Origin of the sequence: Psychrobacter sp. AOP7-A1-24 (assembly GCF_052376235.1) — a bacterium.
Taxonomy (GTDB): Bacteria; Pseudomonadota; Gammaproteobacteria; order Pseudomonadales; family Moraxellaceae; genus Psychrobacter.
The window spans coordinates 41,633-59,437 of sequence record NZ_JBQSVM010000009.1 but is presented as its reverse complement, the minus strand read 5'-3'; the positions used below and the strand labels follow the sequence as shown (position 1 = coordinate 59,437).

The following is a 17,805-nucleotide window of genomic DNA, read 5'->3' as shown; positions in this document are numbered from 1 at the left end:
TGATAATGACTCTATTGATTGAACTTGGTCTGTTAAGCTTTATCTCCTGATAATAAATTTTATTTATTCAGCGTTCTTTGGTAACTCTGACTCAACCAAAGAAATCCACACTTTGATACCTGTCTCGATAGCATCATCATTGAAGTCATAAGAGGCATTGTGCAGCGGCTTAGAAGGTGTGCTGCCATCAACGCCCAACCAAAAATAGGCACCTTTAACTACCTGACTCATAAATGAGAAATCTTCAGAAGCCATCGAAGGTTCTACATCAGTATTGACTTTATCGGCACCAAGCGCCTTAGTGGCTGCTTCTTTAATCTCAAGGTAAGCCTGACTATCATTGGTGGTTACTGGATAACGGATATGGTAATCCATCTCGCTTTTGACACCATATAAAGGTGGTAAGGTGGCAACCATTTCTGTGAGCATTTCTTGCATCGATTGGCGTACATCCATATCAAAACTACGAACCGTACCTTTTAATATGGCGACATCTGGAATCACGTTGGTGGTGTCGCCGCTGTTCATTTGCGTCACGCTAATAACGCCCGATTGCAATGGCGAGACGCGTCGAGAGATAATAGATTGGATATTAGTGATTAGCGCAGCGCCAGCAGCTATAGGATCAGCACCTAAATGCGGCATAGCAGCATGCGTGCCTTTGCCCGTTAATGTAATCTCAAAAGTATCAAAAGAAGCCATCATAGGGCCATTGTTTACAGCGATTTCTCCTACTGGTAGCCCAGGCCAGTTATGTAAACCGTAGACAGCATCCATCGGGAATTTATCAAACAGGCCATCATCAATCATGGCTTTGGCACCGCCCAAAACCTCTTCTGCAGGTTGAAAAATAAAGTGAATAGTACCGCTAAACTCTTTATGTTGACTTAGGTGTTTTGCAGTTCCTAACAGAACAGAGGTATGACCATCGTGACCACAGGCGTGCATACAGTTTGCGTGGGTAGACTTATGCTCAACGTCGTTTTGTTCTGTGATTGGCAATGCGTCAATATCGGCTCTTATACCGATAGTAGGGCCCACACCGTTCTTCAAAGTACCAACCACACCAGTGCCGCCCAAGCCCTGATGAACCTCAATACCAAAAGATTGTAATTTATCTACGATAAATGATGAGGTTTTAAATTCTTTGAATCCGAGCTCAGGCTGGCTGTGAATTTGTTTGCGCCACTGTTTGACTTCATCTAATAATGCTTCATTAACTGACATTTATTTCTTCCTTTGAGAGTATGTATTGATATACCGTAATTGGCATTGATACGTGCTATCAACCTTTGGAAAGCGGAAAATCATCTAACATTTTTGCACTCTTTTATTTTTACCAAATAAATAAGCCACTTAAAGTGGCTTATTTATGACGTACTAGAGATAGGTTTACTTGAACAACTATTGTAACCTATTTTCACACATTCGAATAAAGCCAAGCCATATTATCAGGCGCTGCTTTCATCTTTTTTTGAATAAATTTTTTTATCGTAGTGCACATTATAGATGTTTTTTCAGTCGGGCTTAGCAGTATCAAACTACCTTTCGATAACTAAATACTCTACTGCTCTTCATGTTATTAATAGCTCCTTTTACTTTATAACCCTTATACAGTAAGACTTTTAGGTTTTATTTAACGTTTAATTTATCTTTATATCTATACTTGGCCTCATTCTTATTCAACATAAGAATGGAATAACAACAGAGTCTATGTTGCTCGGCAGATGCCATTGTCCAAAAATTGGATTATAGTAGATATTCGTAGTATTTATTTAAATAAACTAAAGGATATAACGATGAAAACACTAGGGATGTGTATCGTAGCAGGACTCGGATTGAGTGCTTGTGCTACTGGTATGGATGGCGTGACAACAGGTACGGCTAATCAAAATAACAACACTGATAAAGTGGTTACTCAATACCCAGTTGAGACTGCCCTACTCAATATCTATACCAAACAACGTAGTGAAAAACTGGTCGCTACTGTCGATGGATATAGCGTAGCTGTCGACATTAAAACCACTCCAAAAGGCAACTTACGCTTTAATAATAAAATGGTACAAGGCGCAGAAGTCAGCACAATAAACACAGTGAATCAGCAAATCACGGACCAGTCAGTCGCTATCAATTATTTTACATTAGACCCATTAGCATTCCATGGTTTTACGGATAGTACGGGGGAGTATTCAGTCGCTAACCAAACGACGAGTATCCCCAAGGTAGCTACTGTAGGCGACTCAAGTCAACTCATCACTGAAAACGTATATGCTGACAGTAGTATGCGCCAAAAAACTGCTATTTATAATCAGGCATGGTCCCTCACCCAAAACACTAATGATACGGCGTGGCTCTGTATAGAAAACTCAAGCAACTTACTACTAAGTTTTGACCCAGCAGGCACTTCTTCAGAATGCTATAAGATAAATCCCAAAGGTGATATTTTGAGTAGTAAAGTGACTCTCACTCAGCCTAATGAAAGTGGTATGTCCAAACCAATAGTGTTTAATAGTCAGTAGCCTTTGCTCGATTAGGAACAACCAATAGTGTCATATAAGAACAAAAAAATAGCGCCTTAATTAGGCGCTATTTTTAGATGGTAAAATCGAGTTTTTACGAGCGACGGTCATGGTTGTTTCTGTCATGGTTATTTTTGTCGTGGCTGTTTTTAGCATGGACCTTTTTGGCTGTTGCTTTGTGTTTAGCAGCTACTACCCGTGCTTTGTGATGTGATTTCGCTGCCTTAATTTTGGCTTGCTTATATTTATTACTCGCTTTATTGCTGCTGTATTTTTGATGCTGTACTTGAGCTGAATGATGCTTATCAAAATTAGGTGCAGCATTGGCTTGACCCACCATCGACAAACAAGCAGTAGCGGCTAAAATTGAGCTAACTAGTATTTTTTTCATTATTTTATTCCTCTGAATTTATATTTAGAGTAGTTATAGATAGTTCACTTAGTGTTGAATAAACTATCGTGATAAAGCTTTACTCTATCGACAAAGAGAATGATAAATGATTCTAGTATTAAGTAGCTTTATAAAACTTGAAGAAAGGTTGCGATTGTTACGAGGGCATGCGCGATCAAAGGCATGTTAGGTGTTGGCGTAATGTTTGGTTAAATGACAGCGTATTTACACTTTATCGGTAAGCATCGTATTTATAGAAAGGCGAACTACTAGCTGGTTGATGACAAATGTAAATACATATATGGATAACCTAAATCTCTTATATCTTTCTTTTTATTGATCGAAAAACCTGACTCATTAGAAGTTATTGGCTAATATTTTAAACAAGCATAGCAGTACTCTATACTACTACGCTCTAAATGTGCTAAACAGATATTTTCTGCAAAATATAAACCACAAACTTCGCCTCTGTGCTAAATGCTGCTGTTTCTACGGCGGTCAATAATGCTTGCCTTTTTTCACTGCGGGCACGGTAAGCATAAGGCGTCATCGTCATCAAATCAGCCACATCACCTGCGGATAACGTCAACTCTGTACTGACACGGCAGGTCTCAACCAACGTAAAATACGGTGCCAATTCTTGCAAAAACTTATCAGAATCGTGCTCACGTACATCATCAAATAACGCATCACGCATCGTTGCCAAATGCCCAACATCAGGTTTGGCAATGATCAGATAGCCAGTATCCATCAATACATTATCAAACGCCTCGGGCAAAATAGGACTAAAGATACTACTAATACCCGTCATACTGTGTGGGCGTAATGGTAGATGTGCAGCACTAGTCACTAATGGATAGACTGTTGTCGTCTTGGCAGTATTTTCTTGACGCAGCTGATACCATAGATGACCTGCTACTTTGCTAACCTTAGCCAACTCAACCACTGCAGGCTTACTAATATCAGCGGCTATCAGCAGGTCTATAGCATCTGGTCCCATTTGCGCCATTTCTTGCGTGTAGTAGCCTTCTCCGCAGCCAATATCGAGCCAGTTGACCGGCGCGCTAGCTTGCTCATTTATTAGCTCATCGTTAGACAACAATTCTGCCATTTTTTGACTAATTAGCTTTTGGAGCGGAGCATAGTGCCCATGATTCAAAAACCGCTTACGCGCATCGATAGACTCTTGGCTATCCCCAGGTGCTTTGGATTTTTTTTGCTGCACTGGCAATAAGTTAACATAGCCTTGTCGCGCCACATCAAAGGGGTGTGAAGTATGTTTAGGATGCAGACTACCATCACAACGCCAAGTATCTGCGGCGGGCTCTAGCGGTGACTGACAAAGTGGACAAATAAATAACGACACGGGCATCTCAAAGTGATGTTGATATATTTCGCATTTTAACAAAATTCATGAGTCTTGAGCGACAAAAAGCCGTCTCAATCATGATTGAAACGGCTTTTTAGAGTTTTGCAAATTGATATCTATATAGATATTCAGCTGTTATAGCTTAACGCAGTTTTAGCGTCATTAACCCAAGAATGACAAGAATAATGGCAATAATCCAAAATCTCGCCACCACTTGTGTTTCTTTCCAACCAATTTCCTCAAAGTGATGATGCAGTGGCGCCATACGGAATACGCGTTTTTTACGCAGCTTATACGAGCCAACTTGCAACATAACTGATAGCGCTTCAGCAACGAATAAACCACCCATAATAGCAAAAGCAATCTCTTGGCGAGTCATCACGGCGATAGTACCTAACATCGCGCCCAATGCTAGCGCACCAACATCACCCATAAATACTTGTGCTGGATGCGCATTAAACCATAAGAAACCAAGACCTGCGCCAACCATTGAACCACAGACAATGATAACTTCAGAGTTATAAGGAATATAAGGAACATGTAAGTAATCAGCAAAGCGTACATCACCTGATACATAAGCCATCGCGCCCAGACCTGCAGCAACAAGAACGACTGGCAGAATCGCCAAGCCATCTAAACCATCGGTTAGATTGACTGCGTTAGAAGCGCCATTAATCACAAAATAAGTAAAAATGATAAAGCCAATACCAAATGGCACCGCTGAAAATGGAATCATCCAGTCTTTGAATACTGGCAATAGCAGATCCTGCATTTCACGCGTGGTATTGATATCGGGTTGTAACGTGGCGATATAATACAACGACACACCAACAAATAGCGCGCCCATCGACAGCCAAAAATACTTTTTGCGAGCGATTAAGCCTTTTGGATCTTTATACTTAATTTTTAGCCAATCATCGGCCCAACCTACGGCACCGAAGATAACCATAACCACGAGCAAAATCCAAACATAAGGATTGTTTAATCTTGCCCACAGTAGCGTCGATATACCAATCGCACTTAGGATCAACACCCCGCCCATGGTTGGCGTACCAGTCTTGACCAAATGCGATTGAGGCCCATCGTTACGAATGGCCTGACCATATTTGAGCGAGCGTAGGTGCCTAATAACACGACCACCAAACATCATACTAAATACAAGGGCGGTAACAACAGCGAGCAATGCTCGTAGCGTCAACGAAGAAACCGCAGAAAACGGCGTATAATACTGGCCAAGCCAGCCGAACAACCAAACTAACACCGCCTACTCCTTGACTAGCGCATTTATAAGAGTTTCCATTCCCATGGAACGAGAGCCTTTGAACAACACAGTACAAGGCTTGGCTTGTTGCGCTTGCAAATACGGCTGTAAATACTGTAATAAACTTTCTTTATCGGCAAAAGCATGAGCACTGATATCAGATACCTCTTGCGCTCCCGCGACGGTATAAGGTGCAAACTCACCAACACAAAGCAGCACATTGATACCCGTGGTCGCAATAGTACGGCCTAAGCTTTGATGCTCACTAATAGCCGCATCTCCTAGCTCACCGATATCGCCCAGCACCATAACTTGCGTGCCTGTTTGCGCAGCCAATACTTTGGCGGCAGCACGTACCGAATGAGGATTGGCATTGTAAGTATCATCAATGAGACGATGCATACCAAGTATCTGGCTATTTAAACGACCTTTAGCAGGACGCGCGTTTTCTAGCCCAACCACAATATCGCTCACCTCAATGTTTAGCGCATGCGCACAGGCGGCAGCAGCCAAGGCATTATTAACATTGTGCTCACCTGCCAATGGCAAATTGATATCATGGATTTGGTTGCCAATATGTAGCTTAAATTCGCTACGTTCAGGCTCTACGTCTAGATGGCTGGAACTCACATCCGTATTACCAAAACCAATCACATGAGACGTGTGTTTTTCAGCGATACGACGTAGCTGATTGGTAAAATCATCTCTATCAGGCACAATCGCAAACTGTGCATCTGTCAACGTATGATAAATCTCTGCCTTGGTTTGGCAGATACCTTCACGGCTACCAAACTCACCCAAATGTGCTGTTCCAATGTTTAAGATACAGGCTACATCAGGCTGAACAATCTCAGTTGTATAAGCAATCTCGCCAATATGGTTTGCGCCCAACTCCAAAATAGCATAACGATGATGATCTGATAGCTCAAGCAACATCATTGGTACACCTAGATCGTTATTGAGGTTACCACGAGTGATCAATGTCGGTGCCAATCTACCAAAAATACTGCCTAGCATTTCTTTACAAGTAGTCTTACCGCTAGAGCCTGTAATAGCAATCACGGTTAAATCTGTATGTTGCTGACGACGATACGCTGCCAGCTGGCCTAGCGCCAAACGGGTATCACTGACCACCAATTGCGGAATAGCATTTGAACCGGACAACGAGATAGGACGTGAGATGACAGCGGCAATAGCTCCTTTTGACATTGCTGTCTCGATATAATCGTGGCCATCAAAATTATCGCCGCTTAGCGCCAAAAATATATCACCGGGCTTTATCGTGCGGGTATCAGTGGCTATACGCTTACTGGCTAATGCTGTCTGTTCTGCTGAATGGCCTTGTGGTAGCTGCCAATGTCCATCAAGCGACGCAGTTGCTGCGAGTAGATTGTCCATTTGCCAGACATAGAGCCCTTGCGAGTGGGCAGTATTATCGGTGTCGGCTGTCATAATGATTACCTTGTGTGATGACTACTTAATTTTTATATTTAATGATCAGTTTTTTACTAATGCGTGTGTAGATAGCCAATCAATTACACACGACCAGCTTGGTTCAATGTCTGCTGCAAAACAACACTGTCATCGAAATCATAGCGAACGTTGTTAATTTCTTGATAGGTCTCATGACCTTTGCCTGCGATGACTACGATATCGTCGGAACCAGAGTGACTCACTGCATACTCAATGGCGGTTTGGCGGGCAGGCTCGATATGGGTTCGTTGATATTGCTCAGTTGTCATACCAGCCTGCATATCTTGCAAAATCACATTGGGGTCTTCGGTACGTGGATTATCCGCGGTCAAAACAACTCGATCAGCACCTGCCAGACCTGCTTGCGCCATTAGTGGTCGCTTGCCTGCATCACGATCTCCGCCGCAACCAAATACTGCCCATAGCTGACCTTTACAGTGAGTCTTAAGACTGGCCAGCACTTGGCTTAGAGCATCTGGGGTATGCGCATAATCAACGATAAAACAACCATCATTTGACGGTACGCGCTGCATACGTCCAACAGCACCTTGCAGCTGTGTAATAGCAGGAGCAATACGCTCAGCGCGCTTAGCATTAGCACCTGACTTGGCATCAAGTGCTACGACGACTGCTATCGCTGCAAGCAAATTGGCAACATTGAAGCGACCTAATAATGGACTGACGATCTCTATATTGTCAGTTTTCTCATCACCAAAATCAGTACGCAGATTTATTTTTACGCCTTGCAGACTTGGCGTAATATCGACAGCAACAAAAGTAGCCGCTTTTGATGAATCCAAACTGTATGTCCATACCGTCAAGTCGCTAGCGTTTGCCGTATCTAACATAATCTTAGCGTGCTCATCATCGATATTAATAATGGCATGAGTCAAATCTGGGAAATGGGCTTTATCAAACAGCTTGGCTTTGGCAGCAGCATATTCTGCCATATCGGCATGATAGTCTAAATGGTCACGGCTCAAATTGGTATAAATCGCTACAGTGACTGGCATACCTTGTAGACGTTGCTGATCTAATCCGTGAGAACTGGCCTCTAATGCCAATATTTCAGCATGTTCTGTTCCCATTTGATACAAGAACTGTTGAACAGCTAAAGCATCACCCGTGGTATGGCTAGCTTGCACCAGAGCACCGAGCCTACCATTACCAGCAGTACCCATCACCGCGCTACTCTGACCCATTAACTGAGTAAGCTGTGCTACTAATTGACTGATTGTGGTTTTGCCATTGGTACCAGTCACCGCAACCACAGTCGGTAGAGTCACTGACTGCTGATATTGTAGGCGCGCTTGAATCAAACTACCTAAAAAATCGCGAATATTGGGAACGTATAAGGCAGAGCATGGCAGCGCTGCTAATGGCTGCTGCGTATCAGCAATATTATCTATCTTTGGTTCGCTACTAGTACTTGAAGAATTGTTTGCTTCGCTAAGCAAAACACTAGGGTCAATCTCTGAGAGAGTAAACGCGGCTTGCTCAGCAGCTTGCCGTAAATAGTCGCGACTTTTTTGAGGGTTTGCCGTTTGGCTTTTTAGAAGGACAAATACATCATTCGCTTCAAGTTGACGACTGTCTAATCGAAACTGTTGGAATGGAATATGAGCAATAGATTGAGCTTGACCTGAGTCTGCCTGATTGGATGCTTTCTGAATCGATGTTGCTACCATCGCTGTCAGCTGCTCAGCCAGTTTATGCTGCTGGCTTTTATTGGTATCTACAAGCTGTTGTAAAGTAACAGTAGCGCTATCTAGCGATGACATGGTCATAGATAAATCCTAAACAGTTAAGACGTGTCAGCTCAATAGAACTGGACATTTAAAATAATTGAACGCTTACTGCGCTTCCGTTTTCAATGGCTTATCCAAAGGCACATTGTACAACCGTAACGCTTCTTTCATCACATTATGGAAGACAGGTGCGACTGTTAGACCAGCATAAATCTGACCGCGCGGGTCTTCGATAAGCATCACACCCACTAGCTTTGGATTGGATGCAGGTGCCATACCAGCAAAGACGTTACGATACTGGTCAGTATAATAGCCACCGTCTGGATTGATGCGACGTGATGTACCTGTTTTGCCTGCCACACGATACCCGTCAATAGCGGCGGCTTTCGCCGTACCACCAGGCTCAGTCACGCTCTCGAGCATCTGTACGATAGACATTGCTTGCTCATGCGCCATGATGCGTTTGCTTGGCTGCGGCTTGTCAGTTTTGGTTAAGGTAAGTGGGTGCATGACCCCACCTGCTGCTAGCGCTGAGTAAGCTTGTGCGACTTGCGCCAATGTCACTTGTAGACCATAGCCATAACTGACGGTTGCACGCCGTGCTGTTTCTTTTTCTTTTGGTGTCACGACCAGCCCACTACCTTCACCTGGAAATTGTAAAGGTGTCTTTGAACCAAAGCCAAATTGTTTTTGCATGTTAGTAATAGCATCTGCAGGCAAAGATAAGGCAATCTTGGTCGAGGCAACGTTACTAGATTTTTGTAGTAGCGTTGCCATGTTAATCATACCCAAATTATTATGATCTCGAATGGTATAGCCACGTACGCGAATCGAACCGGGGTTGGTATCAATTAAAGTCGTTGGCGTATACTTGCCCGAGTCTAACGCTGTGGCAACGGTAAACGGTTTCATCACTGAACCTGGCTCAAACACATCTAACAGTGCGCGGTTACGCTGGTTTTCACCTGTCATTTCATTAAGGTTGTTCGAGTTAAACGACGGCCATGTTGATAATGCAAGTACTTCGCCAGTTTGTACATCCACGATCATACCCGTTGACCAGCGTGCTTTTTGCAAGCGACCAGCCTTTTCCAGCTCTTTATAGAGCAGGTACTGCAAGCGCGAATCAATCGTCAATGCCACATCTTTACCCGGTACTTCTGGCTCAATTTGTTTGATCTCTTTCAGACTGTTCTGTTTAGCATCTTTTAGAACTAGCACCTTACCGTCATCACCCGCCAGATCTTTTTCATATTGGCGTTCGATACCAGCACGGCCTTCGTAGCCACCTTCAGGATCGTTGGCGATTTGACCCATAAAGCCCAGCAACTGAGCGTTAGACTGTGGCTGTGGGTAATAGCGCTGAAAGAAGTTCTTTTCATAGACGCCAGGAAAGTCAAGCGAGCTGACGCTTTGAGCAATCTCAGGTGTGACCTTATTAAGTAGTGGCAGATAGTGCGAGCCTGCACCAGATGGCAAAGCTGCTTTTACCGCCTTCTCATCGGTCACATCAATACTGTCATCAATGGCCGTGACTTTTTTCAACTCATCAACCGAGATATTGGCAGCAGCGGCTAGCTTTGTCAGGTCCATATTGTCTAGACGCTTTTGCATACGCGCCTGTAATTGTGGACTGCTAGGATTGGTAATGATAATACGCTTTAGCTCATAATATTCACGCGAATAATCATGCGGACTGAATGAGACAGTCGCGAGCGGCGCGCTGACTGCAAGCGGTAGATTATTGCGATCAGTAATCATACCGCGATAAGATTTTTGGGTACGCTCACTGGTGATGAGCTGATTACCTTTGTCTTGATAAAACTGTGCGTTGGCAACCTGAATATAATAGGCACGGCTAATCAATAGCGCTAATATAACCAGCGCTAAACCCCATACCATACGAAAACGGTTTTTGTCTTGTTCGAAACCACCGAGAGCAGAAGCGCCTGAAGCTTTACTCGAAAAAACCATTTTGCTTTTGCGGTTTTTTACACTGGTATAAGCGCCTTGAGTATCGCTTTTTTTGATACGACCAAATAGTTTTGCCTTGCGATTATTTGCGGCCTTATCAGGCTTACTACTCGTTTGACCAGATTTAGCAGCACTGGCTCGGCGTAGAGGTTTGGTTACCTTGCCGCTGGCTGGTTTCTTGTTGGTTTTTTTTGCGGTGGATTTAGGCTTCTTCTCACTCATTGTCCTGCCTCCGTCGCTGGCTCTTCAGGAGAGATATCGGTAGAGGCACGTGGCCCAATAACATCAGATATATCTTCATCTGAGTCTTCGGTGACCACTGGTACCAGTGCAGTTGCGACACCAGGTTGGATAATCAGCTTATCCTTTAATGTTGGCGAATACATGCCTAATTCAGCAACCGCTCGACTGGCAATCTGCGGTGTGGCACTAAAAGTTTGTTGCTCAATCAATAGACGTTGATGCTCTACTTGTAGCTTACGTTCTTGTTTTTTCATATCTTGCAAGGTTTTATAGTCCTGATGATATTGCTGAACTTCTTCGGCAGTTTTGATACCACTCCATACAATCGTGGCTGCCAATAGTAGTAGCACGACCACATAAATACTCACCACATTAAACCGGCGTACGAACAGCTCGCCGACATCGGTGTTATAAGGTGTAGCAGTGCGGCGATTCGCAGGTTTGTCAGATATTGCCATGACGATCTCAAAAAGGTGAACGTAAACGATAGAGTAGATAACGGACTACGAAAAATGAACGTGTCATTATGCGCTCATGTCATCGATAAATATAAAAACAAAGACACTTATAGATGTAAAAACCAAACGTAAAAAATCGAACCTAAAAAATATATTTAATAGCCATAAGCCATCACAACTCATAGATATTGATATGTCATACCTCAACCAAACACGTTGAGTGACTGTACAGCATATCAAGCCCTTCAACTATTAAGCAGATAAAAACGAACTGCTGAGCCTAACAGACAATATTTACAGCTTTTTAACAGTGGCGTAGCCATTAAGACATTTGAGCATCATTTAGACAAACATTAGCAATCTTAATCAAGTCGCTAATCATATTTATCTATGACTTGTGGCGTCACAATATTCTATAGTGCAGTTTTCTGCTCATAAACTGTGTCAGTACGCGTTGCCATGCGCAGCCATGCACTACGCGCGCGCGGGTTTTGACTTGTCTCAGCTTTACTTGGACCGACACGTTTTGGCTTACTAAAGTAACGCGGACGGTTGGGTGGCATCGGCAGGTTTTCGTCTTCTGGATACTGACCTTTACTATGCCGCTGCAAAAACTGCTTGATACGGCGATCTTCTAACGAGTGAAAACTAATCACTGCCAGCTGTCCGCCCGACTTCAAAATTGGAATACTTTGTTCTAAAAAAACATCTACATCACCAAGCTCATTATTAATAAAAATTCGCATGGCCTGAAAGCTCTGGGTCGCTGGATGTTTGCCGCGCTGCCAGTTCGGATGTGCCACTTTGATGACTTCTGCTAGCTCAAGTGTTGATTCATAACATTCCATCTGTTTGATAGCACGAGCAATACGGCGACTGTGGCGCTCTTCGCCAAATTCATAAAGTACATTAGCCAACGTTTCATCATCGACTGTTTCTAGCCATTCAGCAACTGACTGGCCACGACTGGTATCCATACGCATATCGACCGCCCCATCGCGCATAAAACTAAAGCCGCGACTACCATCATCGATTTGCGGTGAGGAAATACCCAAGTCCGCCATCAACCCGTCCACTTCAGTAATACCCATAGCTACTAAGCTGTCTGTCAACGTCGCAAAGCTGTCATGAACCACTGTCACACGGCTATCTGCACTTGCCAGCTCTTGCGCCACGCTGATAGCTGTCGGATCTTTGTCAAAGACAATCAACTGTGCATCATCGGCAAGTTGACTTAACAATAGCCTGCTATGACCACCGCGCCCAAAGGTTGCATCAACGTAGATGCCGCTTGCCTTCAAGCTATTTTGGTCGTCATTACTGCCTTTACCCTCGCTGCTTGTTTGCTTAGGCAGAGATTTAACACCCAGCACTGCCGCAACTGTCTCTGGTAGGAGTACGGCATCATGAACAAAACTTAATTCGTCAGAGTGGGTATCGTCAGCAGTTTCAGAATGATTTACGTTAGATAGTGGCTTTTTTTCTGGCTTATTATTTAATAGTGACACAAACGACTCAGTAGATGGCGACCATATTGGCCTGTAATAGTAAAAAATCAGATGAAAATAAACAAGTTATGCCTTGCTTAGCATTATTATCGCAAGGATATATCTGTAGTCAAGCGCTAGACAGGCTTTTCATTAAAAATATCCCATCTCTCTGTTATACTAGCGCTATATTTTACGCTATTTTTCTACTTTGACGACGACTGTTTCAGCCGTATTTTTTATTCGAATATTTCGTTCGTATTTGTCATGGCAGTTTTTCACTACCCTCTTTCATTGCTAGACTCATTAACAAACACATTCATCAACAAACACACTCTGAGATTCTTATGACGCAACCATCGACCCAAGCATCAACGCGCCCTATTCGTACTCGTATCGCGCCTTCACCGACTGGCTTTCCTCATGTAGGCACAGCCTATATTGCACTATTTAATTTAGCCTTTGCTAAAGCGAATGGCGGCGAATTTATTTTGCGTATCGAAGACACTGACCAAACGCGCTCAACTGAGCAATCTGAACAAATGATTTTGGATGCGCTGCGTTGGGTAGGACTCGATTGGAGCGAAGGTCCAGACATCGGTGGTCCACATGCCCCTTATCGTCAAAGCGAACGCGGCGATATCTACAAAAAACACGCTGAGCAGCTGCTAGACAGTGGTCATGCCTTCCGCTGTTTTTGTACCAGCGAAGAGCTAGATGCGATGCGTGCGGCACAAATGGCCAATGGCGAGACCCCTCGTTACGATGGCCGTTATGCCAACTTATCACGTGAAGAGTCAGACAAAATGGTCGCCGATGGCAAACCATACGTCATTCGTATGCACGTACCAACCGAAGGCACTTGCCAAGTACATGACATGCTGCGCGGTACGGTTGAAATTCCTTGGGCACAGGTAGACATGCAAGTGCTGCTCAAAACTGACGGCATGCCTACTTATCATCTGGCCAACGTCGTCGATGACCACTTGATGGAAATCACCCACGTTATGCGCGGCGAAGAATGGCTAAACTCTGCGCCTAAGCATCAACTACTGTATGAATACTTTGGTTGGGAGATGCCGACCCTTTGCCATATGCCACTATTGCGTAACCCTGATAAATCAAAGCTGTCTAAGCGTAAAAACCCAACCTCAATCACCTATTACCGTGACGCAGGTGTGTTGCCTGAGGCATTACTGAACTATCTCGGGCGTATGGGCTATTCAATGCCTGATGAAGCAGAAAAATTCACCTTAGATGAGATGATTGCCAGCTTCGATATTCAGCGTGTATCACTTGGCGGCCCTATCTTTGATATCGAAAAACTCAACTGGGTAAATAGCGAATGGCTACGTGCGCTCACCCCTGAAGAGCTAAAGAACAAAATCCTTGAGTGGGCTAGCAATAGCGACAAGCTAACGGCTATCGCAGCAGCGATTCAGCCACGTATCGAACTATTGTCTGATGCGGTAAACTGGGGTGGTTTTTACTTCCAAAACCTACCTGACATCAATGCTGAGAGTTTTACTCATAAATCACTCGCACCTGAGCAAATCATCGAGATGCTGCAATTAGCGCTTTGGCAGTTAGAAGTGCTGCCAACGTGGTCAGAAGAAAGCATCTATGCCACGCTAAAAGGTCTTGCCGCTCACCTTGATATTAAGATGCGTGACTTTATGGCGCCATTCTTTATCGCTATCGCTGGTAGCACCTCATCGACGCCAGTGATGAACTCTATGGCGATTATCGGTGCTGATATGACCCTGACACGCTTGCGCCATGCGGTTGATATACTAGGCGGCCTCGGTAAAAAGAAACTGAAAAAACTAGAGAAACAAGCGGCGGAGTTGCCGGATTTTTTGGCTGCTGCTGAATAGTTTATAAACTGAACAACTTCTCTGCTAAACAGTTAATTAGCCAAACTTGTCGAGTGTAAAAGGGTCAGGCCATCTCTGGCCCTTTTTTCGTTGCTAATCAGTACAACTACCCTCGTACTATTAAATGTCTTTCGTTAAATATTTTAATTGGAAATAAACATGGCTGCCAAAACCGTCACGATAGAAAGCAAAGACTATGTCTTTAATACCCTAAAAGAAGCACAGAAATACTATGACGCCGTCGTAAAGGAGCTTTTCGACGCAACCTTAACCCTAACAAAGGGCCAAGACTTCGAAGATCTAAAGTGGATATATAGCGCTTACTGTGGTTACACCAAGCATAATCTGGATAAATTGAGCGAATATGACATCATCGGCGTCAAAGGTATAAGAACGATCCGCGAAAAAAGTGGGCAATATGTGCCAACTGAATGCTGCTCGATTGTTTTTTCTGATGGTAGCGAAGAAGAGTTTTATACCGATAAAGCCATCAAAGAGATTGCCATCAAGCAAAATCCACGCTAATTTGGGCTTGTTGAGCCTTTTAAATAGGCTAAAACGCTTTTTTTTGCATATTTATGAATTATTTTTAAAATAGTTGTTGACAAGACTGTCACTCTTACATAAAATACGCACACTCTTAGCGAGGGGCTATAGCTCAGTTGGTAGAGCACTTGCATGGCATGCAAGGGGTCAACGGTTCGACTCCGTTTAGCTCCACCATACTTATTTATAGCAACGCTCAGTATTACTGAAACGTAATAATAAATACTCGCTAGTAGGACAATATCAGCACCTAGGCAATGCTTATTTAATAAGCCATCTGATATTGTGAAGTACCGTTGTAACCACTGGTTATAACACTCTATGCGTCCCCATCGTCTAGAGGCCTAGGACACCGCCCTTTCACGGCGGTAACGGGGGTTCGAATCCCCCTGGGGACGCCACTATTCGGCGTTACTTATTAGCACTTTTGCTTAGCATCAGATTAGACTAATAAGCGAACAATAAAAAATCCCAGTCATCATACGGTGACTGGGATTTTTTATGTCTGTCGTTTTTCAAAATTCTATATTCTACTACCGCTAGTCTTCTATATTCTACTGCCGTTAGTTTATTATTAATAGCGCTATTGCCAACATATCTAATACTCGTTAATATCGACCTGATGAGCGTTTTTATAAAGTGCAGCCACATACTATAAATGATGGGCTTAGTGTGATTAAAGGGAAGTGATTGCGATGTTTGGTATCGAGAATTATCTAGGGTTTATCTTAGCGGCTATTTTATTAAACCTAACGCCAGGTACTGATAGTATCTACATTATTACTCGTAGCGTCTCACAAGGACAGACCGCTGGGTTTCATTCTGTACTGGGCATTACCTCAGGTATTTTGGTACATACGCTACTGGCATCCTTAGGGTTATCAGTATTGCTCGCCAGCTCACCGATGGCATTTATGATCGTTAAATACATTGGTGCGGCTTACTTATGCTATTTAGGTTTGAAAATGTTGCTCAGCAAAAACTCAAACTCGATAGCCAGTAGCCTAGCTAGTGATCAAAGCGTTGCCAACAAACATGGTAGAGAAGGTTGGCAGACTTATAAGCAAGGCGTATTGACCAATGTGTTTAATCCAAAAGTCGCTCTATTCTTTCTAGCCTTCCTCCCTCAGTTTATCGACTCTAGCTATGCTTATGGTATGTTGTCATTTCTAATGCTGGGCATTACCTTTGCTATTACTGGCTTTATCTGGTTCTCCTGTCTGTCTCTGTTATCGTCACGCTTTAGCAAAAGTTTGCGCGAAAAGCCATCTGTTGAGACAGTATTGAATAAAGTCAGTGGCGTTGTCTTTTTTGGCTTAGGTATTAAATTGTTGGCTGAGAAGGGTTGAAACAATTGGAGCCAATTAGTTATATGGACAGCGGTAAAATATATGTTAAATATTGAGAAGTCTTCATGCCTAGAAAACAAAGATCGCTAAACCAAGTCAAAGAAGATATATCTTTTAGAGTTTTAAGGGAGAAGCTACCTCAAGAATGGGTGGTTCACAGTTACGGTGCTGATTACGGAATTGATTGCGTAGTCGAGCTCTTTGACTTTGTAAATAATGACAAGAAATTAGCGGAGACTCTTGGTGAAAATTTATTCATTCAGTTGAAATCATCAGACTGTATTGAGTACACAACTAGAAAAGCATATAGCCGCGGAAATGTAGCGAAGGGTAGATTAAGGGAAGATAAAAACGACTACGTTGAAATTGAGGTTGCTAAATTTAAGCTAGATATGTCCGACATATTAACAGTACAGTCTATGGGGATAGCGATTCCAGTTTTACTGGTTTTGGTCGATACAAACTCTGAAAAGGCGTTTTTTGTCTGTCTTAACGATTATATAGATAAAGTTCTTATACCAGAAGATCCTAGTTACGCCTCTAAAGGTTCAAAAATTATCTATATCCCTATTGCTAATGAAATATTGAATCAGGAGGGTGCGCTTGTAGCATTAAGAGCATATGGAAAACGCTCAAAGATGTATGGTGCATTCTCCTTATTTAATTATCAATTGAAAGAAATTTGGCGTATGCAGGGTAAGTCTGCCATGCTACACAGTGTACCTTTTGATTATGCCGTCGATATGATTAAGACTTTTGTTGACATAGCATTAAGACAAGATATATGGTCAGGTCATGACTTTTGGAATCCAATGGAATGGAGTCATAACGAGCTGCTCACACTCAGTGAAAAAATGTGTAAAGGCGTGAAAACTGAAGATCACCAGCAATTCCTAACCTACTGTTCGGACTATATTTGGCATCGATTAACTAATCTGTCAAATATGTATGAGGAGCTTGTCAGAGAGTGGTTTTTACCTACGTATCTTGCAACGTTGACTTCATATCCGTCTAGAGACGATGGTAGTGAAACTTAATATAAAATCTAGCGGAATTGTTTCTCTGAATTAGTTTTCACTAGGAACAGAGCTAGCCGAAAAACACGGTTTC

The 17,805-nt window shown here is 43.1% G+C and carries 14 protein-coding genes and 2 tRNA genes; 7 read left to right on the top strand and 9 right to left on the bottom strand.

Annotated elements, in window-relative coordinates:
- Window positions 1-63: 63 nt before the first annotated feature.
- Entirely contained in the window at window positions 64-1,227 is a 1,164-nt protein-coding gene (locus ACT3QQ_RS04930) for a M20 aminoacylase family protein (RefSeq protein ID WP_444527164.1), read from the bottom strand.
- Window positions 1,228-1,799: 572 nt separating this feature from the next.
- Here ACT3QQ_RS04930 and ACT3QQ_RS04925 point away from each other — a divergent pair.
- On the top strand, window positions 1,800-2,519 hold the full coding sequence (locus tag ACT3QQ_RS04925) for a hypothetical protein (protein ID WP_444527163.1): 720 nt from the start codon (window positions 1,800-1,802) through the stop codon (window positions 2,517-2,519).
- 94 nt (window positions 2,520-2,613) lie between these two features.
- Here ACT3QQ_RS04925 and ACT3QQ_RS04920 read toward each other — a convergent pair whose 3' ends face one another.
- The 8 genes from ACT3QQ_RS04920 to rsmH all read right to left on the bottom strand — a co-directional run bounded on the left by ACT3QQ_RS04920 (window position 2,614) and on the right by rsmH (window position 12,944).
- Window positions 2,614-2,910, bottom strand: a complete 297-nt coding sequence (locus tag ACT3QQ_RS04920; RefSeq protein ID WP_444527162.1) for a hypothetical protein — start codon at window positions 2,908-2,910, stop codon at window positions 2,614-2,616.
- 424 nt (window positions 2,911-3,334) lie between these two features.
- A complete protein-coding gene (locus ACT3QQ_RS04915) occupies window positions 3,335-4,282 on the bottom strand; it encodes a putative RNA methyltransferase (RefSeq protein ID WP_444527161.1) in 948 nt (315 codons plus the stop codon).
- 139 nt (window positions 4,283-4,421) lie between these two features.
- The gene (gene mraY / locus ACT3QQ_RS04910) at window positions 4,422-5,540 is read right to left on the bottom strand and encodes a phospho-N-acetylmuramoyl-pentapeptide-transferase (protein ID WP_444527160.1); all 1,119 of its coding nucleotides are present in this window, start codon (window positions 5,538-5,540) and stop codon (window positions 4,422-4,424) included.
- A 3-nt stretch (window positions 5,541-5,543) separates the two neighbouring features.
- Entirely contained in the window at window positions 5,544-6,992 is a 1,449-nt protein-coding gene (locus tag ACT3QQ_RS04905) for a UDP-N-acetylmuramoyl-tripeptide--D-alanyl-D-alanine ligase (protein ID WP_444527159.1), read from the bottom strand.
- 83 nt (window positions 6,993-7,075) lie between these two features.
- Entirely contained in the window at window positions 7,076-8,800 is a 1,725-nt protein-coding gene (locus ACT3QQ_RS04900; protein ID WP_444527158.1) for a UDP-N-acetylmuramoyl-L-alanyl-D-glutamate--2,6-diaminopimelate ligase, read from the bottom strand.
- A 66-nt stretch (window positions 8,801-8,866) separates the two neighbouring features.
- The gene (locus ACT3QQ_RS04895) at window positions 8,867-10,957 is read right to left on the bottom strand and encodes a peptidoglycan D,D-transpeptidase FtsI family protein (RefSeq protein ID WP_444527157.1); all 2,091 of its coding nucleotides are present in this window, start codon (window positions 10,955-10,957) and stop codon (window positions 8,867-8,869) included.
- The gene (ftsL, locus tag ACT3QQ_RS04890) at window positions 10,954-11,436 is read right to left on the bottom strand and encodes a cell division protein FtsL (RefSeq protein WP_444527156.1); all 483 of its coding nucleotides are present in this window, start codon (window positions 11,434-11,436) and stop codon (window positions 10,954-10,956) included. Before ftsL ends, ACT3QQ_RS04895 begins: the two co-directional genes overlap by 4 nt.
- Before the next feature lie 413 nt (window positions 11,437-11,849).
- Window positions 11,850-12,944, bottom strand: coding sequence for a 16S rRNA (cytosine(1402)-N(4))-methyltransferase RsmH (gene rsmH, locus ACT3QQ_RS04885; protein WP_444527155.1), 1,095 nt, complete (start codon window positions 12,942-12,944; stop codon window positions 11,850-11,852).
- 326 nt (window positions 12,945-13,270) lie between these two features.
- On the opposite strand from rsmH, the gene gltX reads away from it, so the two are divergent.
- The 6 genes from gltX (at window position 13,271) to ACT3QQ_RS04855 (ending at window position 17,732) form a co-directional block, all read left to right on the top strand.
- Window positions 13,271-14,800: a glutamate--tRNA ligase gene (gltX, locus tag ACT3QQ_RS04880; protein ID WP_444527154.1), complete on the top strand. Its 1,530-nt coding sequence runs from the start codon at window positions 13,271-13,273 to the stop codon at window positions 14,798-14,800.
- A gap of 159 nt (window positions 14,801-14,959) precedes the next feature.
- Complete coding sequence (locus tag ACT3QQ_RS04875) at window positions 14,960-15,325, top strand: hypothetical protein (RefSeq protein ID WP_444527153.1); 366 nt, start codon at window positions 14,960-14,962, stop codon at window positions 15,323-15,325.
- A gap of 122 nt (window positions 15,326-15,447) precedes the next feature.
- A tRNA-Ala gene (locus ACT3QQ_RS04870) sits at window positions 15,448-15,523 on the top strand.
- A gap of 148 nt (window positions 15,524-15,671) precedes the next feature.
- A tRNA-Glu gene (locus ACT3QQ_RS04865) sits at window positions 15,672-15,747 on the top strand.
- Window positions 15,748-16,041: 294 nt separating this feature from the next.
- Window positions 16,042-16,695 carry a LysE family translocator gene (locus tag ACT3QQ_RS04860; protein WP_444527152.1) on the top strand — a complete coding sequence of 218 codons (654 nt, stop codon included), beginning with the start codon at window positions 16,042-16,044 and terminating at the stop codon, window positions 16,693-16,695.
- A gap of 65 nt (window positions 16,696-16,760) precedes the next feature.
- Window positions 16,761-17,732: a DUF4365 domain-containing protein gene (locus tag ACT3QQ_RS04855; protein ID WP_444527151.1), complete on the top strand. Its 972-nt coding sequence runs from the start codon at window positions 16,761-16,763 to the stop codon at window positions 17,730-17,732.
- Window positions 17,733-17,805 lie beyond the last annotated feature (73 nt).

What these genes read in the sequence shown, in the direction of transcription:
- ACT3QQ_RS04930 (WP_444527164.1), bottom strand. Translation starts at nt 1,227, where the DNA reads ATGTCAGTTAATGAAGCATTATTAGATGAAGTCAAACAGTGGCGCAAA.
- ACT3QQ_RS04925 (WP_444527163.1), top strand. Translation starts at nt 1,800, where the DNA reads ATGAAAACACTAGGGATGTGTATCGTAGCAGGACTCGGATTGAGTGCT.
- ACT3QQ_RS04920 (WP_444527162.1), bottom strand. Translation starts at nt 2,910, where the DNA reads ATGAAAAAAATACTAGTTAGCTCAATTTTAGCCGCTACTGCTTGTTTG.
- ACT3QQ_RS04915 (WP_444527161.1), bottom strand. Translation starts at nt 4,282, where the DNA reads ATGCCCGTGTCGTTATTTATTTGTCCACTTTGTCAGTCACCGCTAGAG.
- ACT3QQ_RS04905 (WP_444527159.1), bottom strand. Translation starts at nt 6,992, where the DNA reads ATGACAGCCGACACCGATAATACTGCCCACTCGCAAGGGCTCTATGTC.
- ACT3QQ_RS04900 (WP_444527158.1), bottom strand. Translation starts at nt 8,800, where the DNA reads ATGACCATGTCATCGCTAGATAGCGCTACTGTTACTTTACAACAGCTT.
- ACT3QQ_RS04895 (WP_444527157.1), bottom strand. Translation starts at nt 10,957, where the DNA reads ATGAGTGAGAAGAAGCCTAAATCCACCGCAAAAAAAACCAACAAGAAA.
- ftsL (WP_444527156.1), bottom strand. Translation starts at nt 11,436, where the DNA reads ATGGCAATATCTGACAAACCTGCGAATCGCCGCACTGCTACACCTTAT.
- gltX (WP_444527154.1), top strand. Translation starts at nt 13,271, where the DNA reads ATGACGCAACCATCGACCCAAGCATCAACGCGCCCTATTCGTACTCGT.
- ACT3QQ_RS04875 (WP_444527153.1), top strand. Translation starts at nt 14,960, where the DNA reads ATGGCTGCCAAAACCGTCACGATAGAAAGCAAAGACTATGTCTTTAAT.
- ACT3QQ_RS04860 (WP_444527152.1), top strand. Translation starts at nt 16,042, where the DNA reads ATGTTTGGTATCGAGAATTATCTAGGGTTTATCTTAGCGGCTATTTTA.
- ACT3QQ_RS04855 (WP_444527151.1), top strand. Translation starts at nt 16,761, where the DNA reads ATGCCTAGAAAACAAAGATCGCTAAACCAAGTCAAAGAAGATATATCT.